We start from the raw sequence: 18,531 nt of genomic DNA, 5'->3' as shown, positions 1-18,531 counted from the left end.
TGGGCTTTGCCTCTCCTTCCACTGAACCACCGGTGGGTCGCCCCCGCCTCCCGGGCCGCTGTACCGGCTTTCCGCTATCCGCTATCCGCGTCCCGACGGCACCGGCAGCGGACCGGCCGCGCAGGTCATATCGTGCTCCGGAGCGGCCCCGTCGAGGAGATAGGCGTTCACGAGACCGTCCACACAGGCACTGCCGTTCTGATACTGGCCGTGATCGCCGCCGCCGGTCACGGTGACCAGCCGCGAACCGCGCAGGGCACGGTGTGCCGCGAGCGCGCCCTCGTAGTACGTGGCGGGATCGTGCTCCGAGTTGAGCATCAGCGTGGTCGGCAGGCCCTTGCCGGTGACCCGTACGCGGGGTGCGGCGGGGACCGGCCAGGCCGCGCAGGTCGCCGCGTAGGCGAGTTCGCGCGCCCCGGCGAGCGGATGGGCCGCGGTGTCCTCGCCGCTGCGCCGTATCCAGTAGCCGAGATCGCCGCGCCACGGGGTGTCGTTGCAGGTGACCGAGAAGAAGGTGGCGGCGAACCCCGGGGACAGATAGCTCCCGAAGAGCTTGCCGACGAGGGTGCGCTCGGCCGGTGTGGCGGTCGGCCAGTGGTCGAGGGCGCTGAGCGCGGACGCCAGTTGTGGGAACTGCCGCTGTGCGTTGTAGATGTTCTGGATCGTGGCGTTGTCGAGCTGGTTGGGGCCGATCGTCAGGGATCCGACGGTCAGCGGATGGTCCCGCAGGCTGCGGCGGCGCGCCTCCCAGCGTGCTTTCGCCTCGGCCGCGGTGCGCCCGTAGTGGTACGTGGCGTCGTACCGGGCGATCCAGGGCAGGAAGTCCTGCTCGAAGCGGCGCTGGAAGCTTCTCGGCTGGCCTGCTTCGGCGTTCTGCCAGGTGCCGCTGAAGTCCAGGTTGCTGTCCAGGACGGCGCGCTCGACACGCTGCGGGAACTCCGTCGCGTAGTAGGCGCCGAGCCAGGTCGCGTAGGAGGGCCCGTAATAGGAGATCTTGCGTACGCCGAGCAGGGCACGGAACAGGTCCATGTCGCGCACCGCCTGCTCGGTCGTCAGCCAGGGCACCAGATCACCGCTGCGCCGCAGACAGCCGGCGGCGAGCTGCCGGGAGCGGCCGAGGACGCCGCGCAGCGCCGCGGGCGAGCGGTCACGGAAGTCGTGGGCGTAGAAGTCCTGGAACTCGGCGTCGGTCTGACAGCGCGCGGGTGTGCTGCTGCCGACGCCGCGCTGGTCGAAGCCGACCACGTCGTACGCGGCGCCCACGGCGGGCGAGCGGGCGGCGAAATCCGCGGGCCGGGTCAGCCCCGAGGCTCCCGGGCCGCCCGCCGCCATCATCAGGACCCCGCGCCGCCGGTCGGGGCCGGTCGCCCGGTGCCGGGACACCGCGAGGGTGAGGTCCGCCCCGGTGTCCGGGTGATGCCAGTCCCGCGGCACGGTCATGCGCGCGCACTCCAGGGACGGCTTCCCCGCGCAGGGCTGCCAGTTGAGCTGCTGGTGGCTGTAGCGGGCCGGTACCGGCGACCCGGACCGGTCCGCCGCGCGGGCCGGCGGCGCGGTGGGCAGCGCCGCCGTCAGCAATGCGGCAGCGGCCATTCCCGACAGCGCGGCTCTCGGCCACCGTGGTGTTCTGAACGCGGACATCGATCCTCCCGTCGGCGCGCGGAGTGCGCGGCCACGGCAAGAATCCTCGGCGTCCCGCCGGTCCGCGGTCGATCACACTGGCGCCCGTTCACGGGGTGGCACCAGCACCACCACAGCTCTCCCCGCACGGCAGCACTCGCCGTGTGCGCGCCGCCGCCGTCTCGGTCGTCGTAAGCCGTGGGGCGCGGCGCCGACCGCCTCCCCCGTCCGCCCTCCGGGCCCGGGCGCTGGGGCGTCCGGGGGACCCCGGCCGACGTCCTGCGGCCGTGCGGCGGTCGTGGGCAGTACTGTCAGGGCGGGCATATCGGCAGATATGCGACAGAACAACACCATTGGTGGAGTCTGTATGTCCCCCTCCGTCCCCTCGCGGTCCGCCCGGCGGCGTGCCGCCGGCACCCTGTGCGTGCTGCTGGCCGTCGGCGTCGTCATCACCGGCCTGGTCCAGGCGGCGCCGTCCGCCACGCCCCGGGCGATCGATCCACGGATCGCCGCGGTCATGCGGAAGCCGGACTACCGGCATGCCCAGTGGGGCCTGTTCCGACAGGACCCGCGGACCGGCAAGGTGACCGAGTCCCGCTACGCCGACCAGTTCTTCATCCCCGGTTCGGCGGCCAAGCTCTTCAGCGTCAGCGGGACCTGGCACACCCTCGGCAGCGACCACCGCTTCGTCACGCCGGTCCACGCCGTCGGACAGCGCCGGAACGCGACGCTCAAGGGCGATCTGGACCTGGTGGCGCAGGGCGATCTGACCCTCGGCGGCAGAACCCGCAAGGACGGCACCGTCGCGTTCACCACCATCGACCACACCTACGCCAACGACGTCCCGGGAGCCACCCTCACCCCGGAGAACCCGCTGGCCGGTATCGACCAGCTGGCCCGGCAGGTACGGCAGTCGGGGATCCGCCGGGTCGATGGTGATGTGGTGGTCGACGCGCGGCTGTTCCAGCCGGATCCCGGACTCGATCCGGTCCCCACCCCGCTGATCATCAATGACAACGTCATCGATCTGCTCACCACCCCCGGCGCCGAGGCAGGCACCCCCGCCGGGCTGGAGTGGCGCCCGAAGGTCGCGCCGTACCACGTCACGTCCTCCGTCCGCACGGTCGCGGCAGGCAAACCCTCGGACATCAACGTGAGCAGCTCCCCCGACGGCACCCGCATCCAGCTGTCCGGCACCATCGCCGCCGACTCGGCGCCCGTCCTCCGGGTGTCCGCCGTCAAGGACCCGAACGCCTTCGGCCGCACCGCGCTGATCGAGGCACTACAGCGGGCCGGCGTCGAGGTCCGCGCGAAGGCCGTCGGACGCAACCCCGTCCGCCAGTTGCCGCGCACCTATCAGGGCGCCCCCACCGTGGCCCGCTACACCTCCCCCGCGTACGCCCAGTACGCCGAGCTCATCCTCAAGGTGAGCCACAACCTCGGGGCGAACCTGGGGATCTGCCTGATGGCCACCAGCACCGGAAGCACCAACTGCAACGACGGTTTCCCCGTCCTGGCCAAGTTCCTGGAGCATGCCCAGGTCGACCGCAAGGCCGTACAACTCGCCGACGGCCGCGGCGGCAACCCGGCCGACCGGGCCACCCCGCGTGCCATGGCGCAGATCCTGACGTACTGGCAGCGCACCCCCGAGGCACGGCGCTTCCGCACCTCGCTGCCGATCCTGGGCGTCGACGGGACCCTGGCGGATTCCTGCCGCAGCTGTCCCTCACGGGGCAAGGTCTTCGCCAAGACCGGCACCGCGGCCGGCGGCGACCTTCTCAATGACCGGCTGGCCGTGGGCGCCGAAACCACGGCCGGCTATCTGGAGACCCGCAAGGGCCACTTCGATGTCTTCTTCGCCGGGGTGAACGGCGCCGCCACCCCCACCGCCGACATCACCGGCGTCCTGACCATCGCCAACGATGTGGCCGACGTCGCCGCCTACCTCCAGCAACAGGCCGCCGGCGGGCAGTGACGCTCGTCCACCCCGATCACCGCGCGCGGTATGCCACGGTCCTCGCGCCCGACTGGCATCCCGACCGGGCCACCGAGTTCAACGGGGCCGTGTGGCCGTGCCTGGGCTCCGCCGTGTGGGCCCTGCGCACCACCGCCGGCTTCGAGGAGGCGCTCCGGGCGGCGGTCGACCTCGGTGGTGACACGGACACCGTCGCCGCGGTCACCGGTGGCCTCGCGGGCGCCTACTACGGACTGGACGCCATCCCCGCCCGCTGGACCGCGCGCTTGCACATTCCGCTGCCGGGCTTCGGTGACCGTGTGCTGGACCCGCCCCAGCTTCTCGCGCTCGCACACCGCCTCGCGGCCTGACCCGGTCCCGCCGCGTTCACCGCCCTCTACCTCCCCCGTGGGCCCCGGATCGCCTCCCCCAGCCTTTAATTGGCATCTTGAATACCACTTCTATAGAGTGCTGCTGTGCGACTCACCAAGAGCACCGACATCGCCCTCCGCATCGCCATGCGCCTGGCAGTGCTCGGCGACACAGGCGACGCGCCCACCACCCGGGAGGTGGCGAGCGCGGTCCAGGTTCCGTACACCCATGCCGCCAAGGTGGTCAGCAAGCTCCAGCATCTCGGTGCCGTCGAAGCGCGGCGCGGGCGCGGTGGCGGGCTGGCGCTGACGACGGCGGGGCGCACGGGGTCGCTCGGGCGGCTGGTGCGTGAGCTGGAGGGGGCCGATGACGTCGTGGGGTGCGAGGACGATCCGCCGTGTCCACTGCGTGGCGGCTGCCGGCTGCGCGGTGCGCTGCGGGCGGCACAGGAAGCGTTCTACGCCTCCCTCGATCCGCTCTCCGTCGCCGACTTGGTCGAGACGCCGACCGGGCCGCTGCTACTCAGCCTGACGTCCGCTCCTCCCACGGACTGAGCGCGCGACCCGACCGAGCACGGTCCGGGGCAGCCCCCTCGGGCCAACCTGCCCCCCACACCCCCGATTTCCCATGGCCAAAAATACGCATCTCAGATGCATGTTTACGCCTCCCCCACCCTTCGAGAGTCCGGAGTTACCGATGCTGTCGCCGAAGTCCGCCGAGACCGTACGTGCCACCCTCCCCGCCGTGAGCGGAGCCCTCGACGAGATCACGACGCTCTTCTACGAGAAGCTCTTCGCCGCCCACCCCGAGCTGCTGCGCGACCTCTTCAACCGCGGCAACCAGGCCAACGGCAGTCAGCGGCAGGCCCTCGCCGGATCCATCGCCACCTTCGCGCGCCATCTCCTCGACCACCCGGACAGCCGCCCGGACGCCATGCTCGTGCGGATCGCGCACAAGCACGCCTCCCTCGGAGTGCGCGAGGACCAGTACCCGGTCGTGCGGGAGCACCTCTTCGCGGCCATCGCCGAGGTGCTGGGTGAGGCGGTGACCGACGACGTGGTCCGGGCCTGGGACGAGGTGTACTGGCTGATGGCCCATGCCCTGATCGCTGCCGAGAAGCGGCTCGGGCGGGAGGCGGGCGTGCGCGACGGTGCGGTGTGGCGTCCCTATCGGGTGGCCGGCCGGGTGCAGGAGACCGACGAGGTGGCCACCTTCCTCCTGCGGCCCGCCGACGGCGCTCCCGTACCGGCGTCCCGGCCCGGCCAGTACGTCTCCGTACAGGTCCAACTCCCGGACGGGGCACGGCAGATACGTCAGTACAGCCTGTCCGGGCAGCCGGACGGCGGGCTGCAGATCTCCGTGAAGCGGGTGGCGGCGGGCGGCCCGTCCGGCGCCCCTGCGGGCGAGGTGTCGGGGTATCTGCACACACAGGTGCACGGCGGGGAAACCCTGTACGTGAGCCCGCCGTTCGGCGATGTGGTGCTGCCCGACGACGGCGACGGGCCCCTGCTCCTCGCGTCGGCGGGCATCGGCTGCACCCCGATGGTCGGCATGCTCGCGCACCTCGCCGCCACCGGCTCCCGGCGCCGGATCATCACCGCGCACGCCGACCGCTCCCCCGCCACGCACCCGTTCCGTACGGATCTGCGCCGACTCACCGGCAAGCTCGCCGACGCGACGGCGGAACTCTGGTACGAGGAGGGGGCCGGGGTCGAGGAGGAGGGCGCGGGGCGGGAGACGGGCGGCATGGCTGACGCGGTGGACACAGTGACCGTGCGCTCCGGGCTGATGGATCTGACACGGCTCGCCATTCCGGCCGGGACCACCGTGTATCTGTGCGGCCCTGTGCCGTTCATGAAGGCGGTACGGGCTCAACTGCTGGACTCCGGTGTACCGTCCACGGCGATCCACTACGAGGTCTTCGGCCCGGACCTCGGGCTGTAGGTGCCACACCCCAGGGCATGGGGTCGGTGCTCATGGGGTCGCTCACGGCCATACGTACGGAGCAGCATTGCCAACGGTCGGTGCGGGCAGCAAGATCGAGGAATGACAGCGAACCTGCCTTCCGCGTCGCCGGCCGTGGTCCGGCTGACGCGGTTCACACGGACGGAACTGAGCGACATCGTCGGGGACGGCGAGGACGCCTTCGGGGTCGCCTGGACCGGGCTGACCTGGCGGGCCAAGGAAGAGCACTTCGGCATCAAACGGGACGGCCGTCTCGTGGCACACACGGGCCTGGTGACGGTTCCGCTGTCGATCGGCTCCGTGGAGACCCGGGCGGTCGGCGTCGGCGGGGTGATCGTCGCGCCCGGCCTGCGAGGAGAAGGACTCTCGCGGATCGTCATGACCGCCGCCCTGGAGCACGCCCGCACGATGGGACACGAATACGGCCTCCTCTTCTGTATGCCGCATCTCCTCCCCCTGTACGAGCGGTTCGGCTGGCAGCAGCTCCATGAGGACGTGGAGGTCGAGCAGCCCGAGGAAACCACCGCGATCATGCCGCTGCGGACCATGTGGATCCCGCTCCGCGAGGGGGCGCAGTGGCCGGTGGGACCGGTGCGGCTGCGGTCACTGCCCATGTGAGCGACGGGGGCCGGCCCCCGTGCGGCCGACGGCGTCGTCGGCTCGGGAGTGCCACGGGAGTTCGTATGTGTCCTTCGTCCGCGTGGCCGCCCGGCGCGTCGTTTGGACAGCTCACGGGCCTCCGACACCGTGAAGGCGTGCGCCCTCTCCTCCTTCGCCTCGTCACAGCGACGGCCGTTCTCCTCGCGGTCGGCGGCTGTGTGTCCCTTCCCGCCGACGGCTCCCCGCCCGACCCCGGCCCCGCGTCGGGCGGACGCACGGTCGCCCCGGCCCGGCCCTCGCCGCTGGTGCTGCCCAGCCAGGGGTCGGCGCGGGAGCGGCTGGTGGATGTGGCGTCCGCACGGCGGAAGGCGAAGCGGCCCGCGGCGTCACGGAAGGGGCACGCCGCCCGGCGACACGCCGCGCCGGGGCAGCGGGCGGAACGGCGGCCCGTGGGACGGCCGGTGCCGCAGCCGACGCATTCGGTGGCGTCGAGGCCGCGTCCGGTGCCGGCGCGCACGGCGCCGGGGCAGCGGCATCATGTGGCGACGCCGCCGCGTGCGCACCGGCGGCCGCCGCGGCCCCGCTCGACCATCGATCCCGGTGTGGTGTGCCGGATGGCGGCCGGCCGGGTCCGGGGGGATCTGCTGCGGCTGTGTCATCGGACGTACGGACGCTGAGGCGGCAGGGACGCTGAGCGGTACGGACGCCGGGTCGGTACGGACACCGAGGAGGCGGTGCGGCCGCCGGATCGGTCCCGCCGTGCCGGCCGGTGAGCGTCAGGAGCGGGAGTCGGCGCGGGGTACCCAGCCGTTGTCGGCGCCGGTGTGGATCAGGTCCTGGGCGTAGCGCCAGAGGTCCGCGGAGGCGTCTTTGATCACGGACTTGCGGGCGAGTACGTCGTCCTCCGTGACGCCGGGGGTGCGCCAGGTCCCGCCGCGGTTGCCGTAGTTGAGCAGCAGCGGCTGGAGCCGGTCCATGGCCTTGGCGAAACGTGCCTCGGGGGTGACCCGGGCCTCGAACTCGTCCCACAGGGCCCGGAAATGCTCCCGCTGGTCGTCGGGCAGCAGCGCGAAGAGCTGGTCCGCCGCCTGCTGTTCCCGTTCCTCCTGGTCAGCGGCGGCCGCGGTGTCGTACAGGAAGGTGTCTCCGGCGTAGATCTCCACCAGGTCGTGCCCGACGACCAGGGCGAGCACCTTGCTGGTGTCGACGGGTTCGTCCGCGTACTCCGTGAGCACCAGGGTCATCAGCGCGAGGTGCCACGAGTGCTCGGCGTCGTTCTCCCTGCGGTCCGCGCTCAGCAGCGGACTGCGCCGGAAGACGTTCTTGAGCCGGTCGGCCTCGATGATGAACTCGATCTGGCGGCGCAGCCGTTCGGGGGTGCCGTCGGGCTGCCGGACGGACTGGGCGAGCAGGGGGATGTCCTGGTCATCGTCGTGCGGCATGGCGGGCTCCTTGGAGGCGTGCGGGACGCGGCGGTCAGCGGTGGAGGTATTGCAGTACGACGCCGGCCATCAGCAAGAACGTCGTCACCCAGAGCGCGGGATGCGGCCGCCGGCGGCCGATGATGCTCGCGGCCACGCTCACCACGAAGGCCGCGGCCATCGCCTGGTCGATCGCGAGGGTGGCGACGGTGACGGCCACGGCGGTCACCGTGACGGTCACGCCCAGGCGGTCGGTGCCCCCCGGCGGGCGGGTGGTCAGCATCTTGACCGCCACGAAGACCAAGGCGCCCGTGGTGGCCTCCACCGGGACATGGACCAGGACCGGGCCGAGGAACAGGCAGGAGAACAGAAGCAGTCCGGTGACCACCGCCGCGATCCCGGTCCGGGCACCGGCGCGGATTCCGACCGCGCTCTCCACGAACGCCACGAAGCTGGACGATCCCACGGCGGACCCGGCAACGGTGGCCCCGGCGTCGACCAGCAGCGCCTCGCGCATCCCGGGAACCCGGCCCTGGTCATCCTGCAACGGGGTATGCGCCGAGAGGCCCACCACTTTCGCGATGCTGCCGAAGAAGTCGAGGGCGAACAGGACGAGGATGACGCTCCATGCCCGGGGATCGGCGAGGACGGTGAGGTCGAAGCGGAAGAGCGCCGCGCCGCTTCCGTGGATGCCGTCATGAACCGCGTCGGCGCGGACGCCCGCGACGGCGCAGTACAGCGCGGCGGCCGCGATACCGCCCAGGACGGCCGCGGCCCGCGCGCCGAGCCGGTCCAGGACCAGGGCGACCGCGAGGCCGAGGTACAGCGCCACGGCGGGTGGTCCCGTCCAGTCGCCCAGGCCGGACAGCCGCCCGTCGGAGGTGCGGACGAGGTGCGCGATCTGTAGCCCCACCAGGCCGATGAACGCGCCGACCGCGGCGGCGAGGGCCGACCGCAGCTCCGGCGGGATGGCGTTGATCACCGCCGCGCGCAGCCGCAGCAGCGACACCGCCAGCATCGCCACTCCGGACCAGAACACCATGCCCAGCGCCTGGGGCCAGGTGTAGGCGAGGGTGCCGACCACGGAGAAGGCGACCATCGCGTTCATCTCCATGCCCGGTGCCACCGCGAACGGGAGCCGGGCCCACAGCCCCATGGCCAGGGTGGCGAGGCCGCCGACCGCCGCCGTCGCGACGAAGGCGGCGGAGTGCGGGATGCCTCCCTGGGCGAGGACGGCGGGGTTGACGACCACGATGTAGGAGAGCGCCAGGAACGTCGATATCCCGGCGACGATCTCACGGCGCCAGGTCGAGCCGCGCGCGCTCAGGGAGAAGTAGCGGTCGACGGCTCCGGGCCCGGCCGTGGCGTGGCGCCGGAGCAGTTCCGGGTCGCGCCCCGGGCTTTCCGGCGTGGTCACGCCGGGGTCCCCCGGGGCGGTGAGGCGGGCGCCACCGGGCTGATGGTGTCGCCGACATCGCCCAGCACGAGCTCTTCGGGGGCGTCCGGCCGCACGGCGTAGAACTTTCCGTTCAGCGCGCCCGACACATGGCCGACGTGAAGGGTCAGCGACACCTGGAGCAGCTCGGCGTAGCGCGCCAGGGCGAGTGCGCCCTGCTGGGTGGAGTGGCAGGTGAAGATCTCGACGTCGGCACCGGGCCGGACGGTCAGCTGCATGAGGGCCATGAGGGTCACCCCGCTGGCCACCACACCGTCGATGATCACCAGCCGGTCGGCCTGCGAGGGCAGCCATTCGTCCACCCCGACGAGCAGTCCGCCGCCCACCGGCATCCGCTTGGCCTGGGGCGTCCAGCCCTGGCGCTGGGGCATGACACCGAGTCGTTCGGCGAGTATGCGGCCTTCGCGTTCCGGCGCTATGACGGTCGTTCCCCATGCGGAGGCGCGGTGGGCGGGCGGGACGGGCAGCATGCCGTAGATGTCGAGCAGCGCCTGGAGGTAGCGGGTGCGGTCGGCGTCCTGCTGGCGGGGGAGGTTGGCGACGGTCGTGACGGTGGCCATCCGCTCGGTCACGTCGGGGCGGGCAGCGGAGGCGACTTTGACGTTCTCCGGCAGCGGCCCCGGGGTGTGCAGCGCGTCCAGCAGCTCCGGACCGAAGTGGACCAAGTGGCTGAAGTAGGTGTCGTGTTCCTTCTCGAAGTCGTCCACCGTGCGCCGGGCGTCCGGCGGGAGTCCGGGCCTGTCGAGCAAGCGAGCGGTGTTCATCGATGACCTCCGGTCCGTGGCTCGAAAGAGGGGTCGTGCGGGGAGACGGGGGCGGGCGTGGGCCCGGTACGCGGCAGGCGGAGGAGCGCCACGGGCGCGGCGGCCGCGGCGATGACCGCGGTGGCGCAGAAGGTCCACACGAAGTCCCCGGCCATCGGATGCTCCCCGTGGAGGAGGACCAGCAGTGCCAGGCCGAGGGAGCCGCCGAGGTACTGCGCCGTGGTGACCAGGGCGCTCCCGGTGCCGTTGCTCTCCGGCGGGAGGTCGCGGGTGCCCGTGATGAACATGCCGGTGAACGCCATGCCCTGGCCGAAGCCGCTGAGCAGCAGCCCCGGCAGGATGCCCGCCGGGTAGCCGCCCCGGGTGCCGACGGCCAGCGCGAGCACCACCAGTCCGGCCGCTCCGGTGAGGTAGGCGAGGGACAGCAGCCGCCCCAGCGGCAGTCGGCCCGCCAGCCGGCCGGCGACCGTGTTGCCCACCACGATGGTCCCGGCCAGCGGCAGGAAGGCCATGCCCGCGGCGAGCGCGCTGTAGTCCCGGACGTCCTGGAGGTAGAGGGTGACGAGGTAGAACTCGGCGCCGAAGCTCGCCATGTACAACGCCGCGACCAGGCAGGCCACTTGGAGGGCCCGTACGCCGAGCAGGGCGCGGGGCACCAGCGGCCGGCGCCGGCTGCGGATGAGGACGCCGCCGGCGAGCGATGCCACCACCAGCGCGGTGGCGACGACGGGCAGGGAGGGGTGGGCGCGGGAGAGTTCGGTGCAGGCCAGGACGACGGCGACGACCGCGGCGCAGGCGGAGAGGGTGGCCGCGGTGGCGAGCGGGGCCCGTTCCGTATGTGTGGTGGAGCGGACCGCTCGTCCGGCGGCGAGCAGACAGACCGTCACGATGGGGAGGTTGATCCAGAAGATCCACTGCCAGGAGGCCACTTCGAGGATGCCGCCCCCGGCCGTGACACCGAGGGCGAGTCCGACCGCGCCCGTGGTCCCCCACACGCTCACCGCCCGGTCCCGTTCCGGCCCCGACGGGTAGGCGGAACTGAGCAGCCCCAGCGTCGCCGGCACCAGCAGGGCGGCCGCCACCCCCTGCCCGACGCGCGCCGCGATGAGGGGGGCGGCGGACGACGAGAGCGCGGCGCCGACCGAGGACGCGGCGAACAGCAGCTGGGCGGTGAGGAAGACCCGGCCGGGCCCGAAGACATCGGCCAACTGTCCGCCCAGCAGCAGGAATCCGGCGAAGAAGATGGCGTAGGCGCTGACGATCCACTGAAGCGCGACCGCGGAGAAGTGCAGGCTTCCGCCGATGTCGGGGAGCGCGACGTAGATGATGGAGAAGTCGAGCGCCACCAGCAGCTGTGCCCCGGCCAGTGCCGTGAGTAAGCGGGCACCCGGAGTCGGTACGGGAGAAGCGGGCACGGTCGGTCAGCCTCCGTAGGTCAACAGGTCAGCCCAGCGCGGCGAGCGCCTTCAGGAACACATCCCAGAACCGTTCGGTGTCCAGATGCGTCGCCACCAGGGCATTGGGGGCTCTCCCCGTCACACCGTAGAGGTCGATGACGGTCGCGCCACGGGTGAACTCGCCACGCAATTCGATCGAGACGGGGGCCTCGACGCAGTCCACCAGGCTCGGGTCGAGCACCCGGGCGATGGCCACGGGGTCGTGCAGGGGCGCGTCGGGCAGATCCCAGATCTGGTCGTAGGTACGGGAACGGAAGGCGAGGAGGGCCGCGGACACCTCGCTGATGTGGGTGCCGACATCGAGGATGCGGTCCAGCACCTCGCGGGTGACCGGGGCCTGGTGGGTGACGTTGAGGCCGCAGTAGGTGAGGGGGACTCCGGTGGCGAGTACTTCGTGGGCGGCCTCGGGGTCGACCAGGATGTTGTACTCGGAGTAGGGCAGGGTGTTGCCGCGGTGGGTGGCCCCTCCCATGCAGACGATCTCCTTGATCTTCGCCTTGTCCTCCGGGTGCAGGGCGAGGAGTCCGGCGATATTCGTCTGCGGTCCGGTGACCACCAGGGTGACGGGTTCGGGACTGTCGGCCAGGATGCCGTGGATCAGGTCCACGGCGTGCGCGGAGTGCAGCGGCACCTCCGGTTCGGGGAAGTCCCAGCCGTCCAGGCCGGTTTCGCCGTGCACATCGTCGCCGATCAGCAGCATGCCGGTGAGCGGCTTGGGATATCCGGCGGCGACGGGGACGTCGAATGCCTTGGCGAGGGCGCACATCCGCCGCGCGTTGAGCGCGGTCTTCGCCACGGTCTGGTTGCCCGCGCTGGTGGTGACGGCCTTCAGCTCCACGCGGGGGTCGCCGACGGCGAGCAGGATGGCCATCGCGTCGTCGTGGCCGGGGTCGCAGTCCAGGATGATGGGGGTGGGCATGCGGGGCTCCCTGGTGGGTGGGTCGGGAAACGTGCGGCGGGTCGACGGGTCGACGGGGCATGGTGCCGGGCGGGGTGCGGGCGCCCGGTCCGTCACGCGGGACCGGCGAGGGCCCGGTAGTAGGCCAGGTGGTGCCGGCCGGCGGTGGCGAAGCCGTCCCGGAGGTGCTGGGCCAGGGCGCGGTCCGCGGTGGTCGGTGCGACGGCCGGCCGGTCCACCGCTTCCCGGAGCGCCTCGGTCAGCGCCCGGACATCGCCCGCCGGGACGAGGGTGGCGGCCGAGTAATCGCCCAGCAGCAGCGGCAGGTTGCCCGAGTCACTGGCGATGATGCGGCGGCCGCAGATGACGGCCTGGGCGACGGACAGCGAGAACGGCTCGCCGTGGGCGCCGCGGTCGATGGTCGGGTGGATGACGAGGTCGCTGGCGCGGATCGCGGCCCAGCTCTGCTCGGGCCGGTAGTGGGTGAAGTGCACCCGCCCCTTCTCCTGCCAGACCGCGGCCCGTTCCAGGAGGGCGTCGGGGATGCCGGGCGGCCAGATGAGGTGCTGGGTTCCCGCGTGCACGAAGTGCAGATCGGCGCCTTCGTCCAGCAGCGTCAGGGACGCCTCCAGGCTCAGGTGGGAGCCCTTCCACCGGGTCATCCGGCTGGGTTGCAGCACGGTGGTGCCGCCCGCTCCGCCGGGGAGCCGGAAGGGGGCTTCGATCAGCGACAGCGCCAGGGGCAGGGTGGTGACCTCGGCCGCGGGCAGTCTGCGCCGGACCTCGCCGGCCACGAACGCGGAGTGCACGACGAGCGGGCCGGGGAGCCCGGCGAGGAACGCCCACCGCTCCGGCTGTTCGTCGATGTTGTGCAGATCGAAGACGAAGCGGCCGGGCCAGCGGCATTCCCGCAGCCGCGCCACGAGGGCGGTCACGACGTCGGGCTTGTGCCACTGCGGGTTGTGCCAGTGCACGACGTCGGCGCTCAGGCACCGCTCGGCGAGCGCGGCGATACCGGCCGGGTCGAACGGGACCTCGATGTCGAGGGCCGGGTCATAGTCGCAGTCCGGTGACCGCGGGGTGCCGACGACGGCCCGGACGTCGCACGGCAGGGCGCCGAGCTGGCCGACGACCGCCCGCAGATGGGTCTCTACGCCGCCGGTGACCGGTAGTCCGGTCCAGTGGACATGGACGATGCGCACCGCGCGTCAGCCCTCCTCGGTCATCGGGACGTCCTCGGCCAGCCGGAACCCCATCGCGTACAGCGAGCGCGGGTAGGGGCCGTGCCGGCGCTGGCACCGGGCAAGATCCCGGAACCGGTTGAAGGCCCCGCCCCGGGCGATGCGGTAGGCACCGAGCCGCAGATACAGGTCGTCCCGCACCACCTCCCCTCCCGGGTAGGGCTCGTAGGTGCTGCTGGTGTACTCCTCGACATTGCCGGCCAGGTCCAGGGCACCGCACCACGACCGGCCGCCGGGGAAGGCCCCGACCGGGCTGCTCATCAGCAGGCCCGTCTCCAGTGTGTTGGCCGCGGCGGCGTCCCAGGTGTCCCCCCAGGGGTGCCGCAGCCCGTCCGGCCCGCCCGCGGCGTACTCCCATTCCTGCTCGGTGGGCAGCCGGAAGCGGCGGCCGGTCCGCCGGCTCAGCCAGTCCGCGTACCAGTCGGCGGCCTCCGCGGTGACCGTGTAGACGGGGTGGTTGGCGGCGGCGGGGTCGTAGCGTCCGTAGTTCCAGTTGCTCGGCAGCCCGGCGTGGCCGGTGTCCTTGAGGAAGACCGCGAACTCCTCGTTGGTGACGGGGTACTTGGCGAGGTGGAAGGCCGCGATCTCCACCGTGTGCCGTGGGCATTCCTTCGCCACCCAGGACCGCTGCACACCGAACCGGGCGGAGTCGGCATGCAGGGCGTCGACCGCGCTCTCGGGTGTGCCGATGAGCGCCCGGCCCGCGGGGACGGGCAGCATGTCCGGGGCGTCCCAGCGGGTCCGCGGGTCGCCCGTGAGAGCCAGTGCGGTGCCCGCGGCCAGGCGCGCTTCGAGGGTGAGGGACGGATCCTCGACCAGGGCGGCGAGTTGCTCGGCCGGGCGGCCGGCCAGCCGCGGGAAGTCCGCCAGGCGCTCGGCCCTCGGTTCCACATAGCCTTCCGGCAGCCCCATGGCCGCTCGGTCGGTCAGGGCGTTGATATCGGCGTCGACCAGGTTCCTGTGCACGATGTGGGACATGTCGCTCCTACCTCCTGCGGACGGAATCCGGCTCCAGTACGGTGCGTACGTCCTCGCCGACCCGGCGCACGCCGAGGACGCGGAAGCCCGGGGCCCCGGCGCAGGAAGGGACGTCGAGGCCGCGGACCGCGGGGGCGCCGTCCTGGCCGAGCAGCCGGGGGGCGCTGTACCAGATCACCCGGTCCACCAGCCCCTCGCCGAGCAGGGCACCGGCCAGCGTGGCCCCGCCCTCGACGAGCAGCGACCGGATGCCCCGGTCGTACAGCGCGTGCAGGGCCTCGGTGAGATAGCGCGGTCCGGGGCCGATGGTGACCGGCTCGGCCGACCCGAGTGCGTGGTCCGCCGCGGGGCGGGTGGTGAGGATCCAGGTGGGGGCCGCTCCGTCGGAGGCGAGCCGGGAACGGGCGGGGGTGCGCAGCCGGCGGTCGAAGACCACCCGGACCGACTGCCGGGCGCCCGGGCGGCCGGCGACGGTGCGTGCGGTGAGGGCGGGGTCGTCGGCCAGGACGGTGCTGCTGCCGACGGCGATCGCGTCGACCCGGGCCCGCAGCCGGTGGGTGTCGCGGCGGGCGTGCGGGCCGGTGATCCAGCGGCTGGATCCGTCGCGTGCGGCGATCCGCCCGTCGAGGGTGGTGGCGAGTTTGAGGGTGATATGCGGCCGCCGGGTGACCACGGCGGTCAGCCAGGCGTGATTGGCTTCCGCGGCCTGCTCCGCGAGCAGCCCGGAGCGCACCTCGACTCCGGAGCGGCGCAGTGCCGTGACGCCCTCGCCGGAGAGGGTGGGGTCGGGTACGGCGTAGATCACCCGGCGGATTCCGGCCTGGAGCAGTGCCTGGGTGCAGGGGCCGGTACGGCCCTGCCGGCTGCACGGTTCGAGGGTGACCAGGGCGGTGCCGCCCTCGGCGCGGGCGCCCGCGGCGCGCAGTGCGTGGACCTCGGCGTGCGGGCCCCCGGCCTTCCGGTGCCACCCCTCCCCCGCCGTCCGGCCGTTGGGGTCGAGGATCACCGCCCCGACGGCCGGGTTCGGTGCCACCGTGCCGAGCCCGCGCCGGGCCAGCGTCACGGCGCGGCGCATCGCGGCCCGCTCGCTGTCGGAGAAGGCCCGGCCGGCCTCGGAACCGTCCGGGGTCACTGCGGCACCTGCCCCGGCAGAGCCGCCCGGAGGTCGGTGACCTGCTGTGCCGTGCCCAGCGCGTCGAGATGGCCCATCAGCCGGTCCTTGACTTCCAGATAGGCCTCGTTGAACGGGGTGCGGAAACCGCCGAGCGGCACCCGGTCCTCGACCACCGTTCCCTGTGCGGCGAGCTGGGCGACCTTCTCCGGGTTGTTCGTCATCAGGCGTACCCGGGTGATGCCCAGGTGCCGCAGGCAGTCGGCGGCCATCCGGAAGTCCCGGCTCTCCGCGGGGAAGCCGAGGGCGAGGTTGGCGCTGATGGTGTCGTGCCCCACCGACTGGAGCGCATAGGCACGGATCTTGTTCGCCAGCCCGATGCCGCGCCCTTCCTGCCGGAGCATATAGACGAGCACCCCGTTGTACGACCGGACGATGGCGGCCAGCGCGGCGGAGAGCTGGGGCCCGCAGTCGCACTTCTCGGAGCCGAGTACATCGCCGGTGAAGCAGGCACTGTGGATGCGCACGATCGGCGGGGCTGCGGATTCGCTGCGTGGTGCGAGGGTCCGCAGGGTGACCACTTCTTCCGTCTCCCGGCCGTCCGCGCCGACCTGCCCGAAGACGGTCAGCTGCATCAGGGTGGCGCCGACCGGGACCGGGGCGCTCGCGAGGCGGACCACCACCGCCTCATCGGATGTCGTCATCGGGCGGCCCCTACCGGTTCCGGGCGGACGGCACGGCGGTGGCCGCCTCGACGCAGTAGACCCGGCCGTCGTAGGAGGAGGCCAGGAACCGGCCTGGTGAGCCGGCCGGGGCCAGTGCCGAGATCCCGGCGGTCGTGGGCCGTTCGTCGCACACCCAGGTGCCGGCCGCGGGGTCGTGGACGGCGACCCGTCCGTGGTAGCCGCCCGTCGCGATCAGTCCGGTGTGCGGGTCGACCGCGACGCACTTGATGCTGTTGCGGTGCGGGGTCGTCACCACGGCCTGTTCCTCACCGGCGGCGGTCCAGATCCGGAGCGTCAGATCGCGGCCCACGCTGACGAAGCGGCCGTCGGGCAAGGCGTCCGCGGCGTTGGCTATACGGGCGTGTGCCGCTTCGTTCGCGGCCAGGAGCTTCAGGTCCGGCAGGGCGTGCCATCTCGCGGCGCCGGTGGCACACACGCTGAAGAGCACCTCTCCCTGGACGGCGATCCCCTTGACGGCGTTGTCCTGGATGCGCTGCACATCGACCAGCTTCAGTCCGGTGCCGTCCGCATCCCGCAGGACCAGGGCCTCACCGGTGTAGGTGCCGACGATCAGCGTCTCGCCGTCCGAAGTGGTGTGGACGGCGGCGCAGTTGAGCGGGGAGCGGTGCCGGTACAGCAGGGCGCCGGTGGTCGCGTCGTAGAGGGCGCCGAGCTGGCCGCCGCTCACGACGGTGCCCGCGACGGCGGTGACGAAGTTGCAGCAGCTGCCGAGTTCGGCGACCACCTCGCCGTCCCGCCGGACCGTGCCACTGTCGCCCACCGTGAACCGTCCCGTGGGGGTGCTCGCGACCGCGTTCAGTCCCGGTGTGGGCTCGACGGCGGTCAGGTCCCAGGTCCCGCCGTCCCGGTCGAAGACCGCGTAACTCGACCCGAAGGTGCCGAAGACCCAGCGGGTGGCGCTCAGTTTGGCGCAGGAGCGCAGCCAGACGTCGGCCGGCACCTCACTCGACAGCAGATGCGCCGGGTCCCCGCCCTGGTCCAGGCGCCACAGCCGTACGGTGCGGTCGTAGCTGGAGCTGAGGAGGATGCCGGCCTCGGCGTCGTACGCGAGCCGTTTGATGCCGGCGTCGTGCACCCGGTGGCGCCGGGTCCCGGACGGGTCGATCAGGATCAGCTCGCCCTCGTCGTTACCGAGCGCGAAGCTGTCCACACCCAGCACCGCGACGGTGTCCGTTTCGACGTCCCCGAGGTCGATGGTGCGCAACAGGGTGCCGTCGGCGCTGTCCCATCGGCGGACCGTTCCGTCGTCGCTGGTGGTCACCAACTCGGTGCCGTTCCGCACCCATTCGACGGACAGCACGTCCGCCTCATGCCCTTCCAGCCGGTGGATCAGCCGCCCGTCCAGGTCGTAGATGCGGGCGACGTGATCGCGGGAGGCCGTCGCCACCCGGGTTTCGTCGGGGGAGATCACGGTCATCTCCACGTCGTCCTTCTGGTCCGTGAGCACCGTGATGAGACGCAGATCGGGCACGGACCATAAGCGGGCGGAATAGTCGCTGCTCGACGTCACCACGATCCGGCCGGACGCGGAGAACCGGCACTGGTTGGCGAGGTGGTCGTGGCGCGCCTCGGTGATGGCGGTGTGAGTCACCGCATTCCAGAGAATTACCCGGTTGTCATAGCCGGCGGTCACCACCAGATCGCCATGTGCGTCGATTCCACTGATCGGCGAAGTGTGCTTGATCATGCATTCTCCTCGTCGTTACGTATCCGACCCGCAATGGGGCATGCCGGTGCGCCCGTGCGGTGATAGGGCACCACAGCGGATGGTGGGCGATAACGCCGAATGACCAGCCGGCGAGACTCACGCCAACGAAAAAGAAATCAGAATCGACCAGCGAATAAATGAGGCCCATTCCGGGCCGAAGCAGGACACTAGTTTTTGTCACATACCCACGTCAACGGCGATTGGCCAACTGTCTTGATTTCACTGGCTTGCGCCGACGAA

General features: G+C 72.1%; 16 protein-coding genes and 1 pseudogene. 6 read left to right on the top strand and 11 right to left on the bottom strand.

Translation table 11 applies throughout. The annotated features are described in order from the left end of the window. Window positions 1-81: 81 nt before the first annotated feature. Window positions 82-1,593, bottom strand: a complete 1,512-nt coding sequence (locus CP981_RS36475; protein ID WP_244329959.1) for an alpha/beta hydrolase — start codon at window positions 1,591-1,593, stop codon at window positions 82-84. Between the two features lie 394 nt (window positions 1,594-1,987). Here CP981_RS36475 and dacB point away from each other — a divergent pair, with 394 nt between their 5' ends. The 6 genes and pseudogenes from dacB to CP981_RS36445 all read left to right on the top strand — a co-directional run bounded on the left by dacB (window position 1,988) and on the right by CP981_RS36445 (window position 7,188). Beyond that, entirely contained in the window at window positions 1,988-3,595 is a 1,608-nt protein-coding gene (gene dacB, locus CP981_RS36470; RefSeq protein WP_085926010.1) for a D-alanyl-D-alanine carboxypeptidase/D-alanyl-D-alanine endopeptidase, read from the top strand. 5 nt (window positions 3,596-3,600) lie between these two features. Further along, window positions 3,601-3,945 (top strand): annotated as a pseudogene (locus CP981_RS36465) (ADP-ribosylglycohydrolase family protein); the annotation flags it as partial. 105 nt (window positions 3,946-4,050) lie between these two features. Then, window positions 4,051-4,500 carry an RrF2 family transcriptional regulator gene (locus CP981_RS36460; protein ID WP_085926011.1) on the top strand — a complete coding sequence of 150 codons (450 nt, stop codon included), beginning with the start codon at window positions 4,051-4,053 and terminating at the stop codon, window positions 4,498-4,500. Window positions 4,501-4,642: 142 nt separating this feature from the next. Then, a complete protein-coding gene (locus CP981_RS36455) occupies window positions 4,643-5,890 on the top strand; it encodes a globin domain-containing protein (RefSeq protein ID WP_085926012.1) in 1,248 nt (415 codons plus the stop codon). Window positions 5,891-5,992: 102 nt separating this feature from the next. Then, a complete protein-coding gene (locus CP981_RS36450; protein WP_085926013.1) occupies window positions 5,993-6,529 on the top strand; it encodes a GNAT family N-acetyltransferase in 537 nt (178 codons plus the stop codon). A 137-nt stretch (window positions 6,530-6,666) separates the two neighbouring features. Next, window positions 6,667-7,188, top strand: a complete 522-nt coding sequence (locus CP981_RS36445; protein WP_150522386.1) for a hypothetical protein — start codon at window positions 6,667-6,669, stop codon at window positions 7,186-7,188. A 99-nt stretch (window positions 7,189-7,287) separates the two neighbouring features. Here CP981_RS36445 and CP981_RS36440 read toward each other — a convergent pair whose 3' ends face one another. From CP981_RS36440 to CP981_RS36400, 10 genes are all read right to left on the bottom strand, one after another. Next, the gene (locus tag CP981_RS36440; protein WP_085926014.1) at window positions 7,288-7,953 is read right to left on the bottom strand and encodes an HD domain-containing protein; all 666 of its coding nucleotides are present in this window, start codon (window positions 7,951-7,953) and stop codon (window positions 7,288-7,290) included. Window positions 7,954-7,987: 34 nt separating this feature from the next. Next, window positions 7,988-9,349, bottom strand: coding sequence for an NCS2 family permease (locus CP981_RS36435; RefSeq protein WP_158092663.1), 1,362 nt, complete (start codon window positions 9,347-9,349; stop codon window positions 7,988-7,990). Further along, the gene (locus CP981_RS38020) at window positions 9,346-10,152 is read right to left on the bottom strand and encodes a hypothetical protein (RefSeq protein ID WP_158092664.1); all 807 of its coding nucleotides are present in this window, start codon (window positions 10,150-10,152) and stop codon (window positions 9,346-9,348) included. Before CP981_RS38020 ends, CP981_RS36435 begins: the two co-directional genes overlap by 4 nt. Further along, a complete protein-coding gene (locus CP981_RS36430) occupies window positions 10,149-11,567 on the bottom strand; it encodes an MFS transporter (RefSeq protein WP_085926017.1) in 1,419 nt (472 codons plus the stop codon). The genes CP981_RS38020 and CP981_RS36430 overlap by 4 nt, the downstream gene beginning before the upstream one ends. Before the next feature lie 28 nt (window positions 11,568-11,595). Further along, the gene (locus CP981_RS36425; protein ID WP_085926018.1) at window positions 11,596-12,528 is read right to left on the bottom strand and encodes a nucleoside hydrolase; all 933 of its coding nucleotides are present in this window, start codon (window positions 12,526-12,528) and stop codon (window positions 11,596-11,598) included. Between the two features lie 92 nt (window positions 12,529-12,620). After that, complete coding sequence (locus CP981_RS36420; RefSeq protein ID WP_085926019.1) at window positions 12,621-13,709, bottom strand: glycosyltransferase family 4 protein; 1,089 nt, start codon at window positions 13,707-13,709, stop codon at window positions 12,621-12,623. Window positions 13,710-13,715: 6 nt separating this feature from the next. Beyond that, window positions 13,716-14,726 (bottom strand): formylglycine-generating enzyme family protein, encoded by a 1,011-nt coding sequence (locus CP981_RS36415; protein WP_085926020.1) that lies wholly within the window; start codon window positions 14,724-14,726, stop codon window positions 13,716-13,718. Between the two features lie 7 nt (window positions 14,727-14,733). Beyond that, window positions 14,734-15,858, bottom strand: a complete 1,125-nt coding sequence (gene ribD, locus CP981_RS36410; protein WP_085926021.1) for a bifunctional diaminohydroxyphosphoribosylaminopyrimidine deaminase/5-amino-6-(5-phosphoribosylamino)uracil reductase RibD — start codon at window positions 15,856-15,858, stop codon at window positions 14,734-14,736. Continuing rightward, entirely contained in the window at window positions 15,855-16,541 is a 687-nt protein-coding gene (gene ribA / locus CP981_RS36405; protein WP_244329958.1) for a GTP cyclohydrolase II RibA, read from the bottom strand. Before ribA ends, ribD begins: the two co-directional genes overlap by 4 nt. Before the next feature lie 10 nt (window positions 16,542-16,551). Next, window positions 16,552-18,270, bottom strand: coding sequence for a WD40 repeat domain-containing protein (locus CP981_RS36400; RefSeq protein ID WP_085926022.1), 1,719 nt, complete (start codon window positions 18,268-18,270; stop codon window positions 16,552-16,554). Between the last annotated feature and the right edge of the window lie 261 nt (window positions 18,271-18,531).

The sequence above is a fragment of the Streptomyces platensis genome, assembly GCF_008704855.1.
Lineage (GTDB): Bacteria > Actinomycetota > Actinomycetes > Streptomycetales > Streptomycetaceae > Streptomyces > Streptomyces platensis.
Note: the sequence above shows the minus strand (reverse complement) of the source record. Positions and strands in the feature narration are given on the sequence as shown.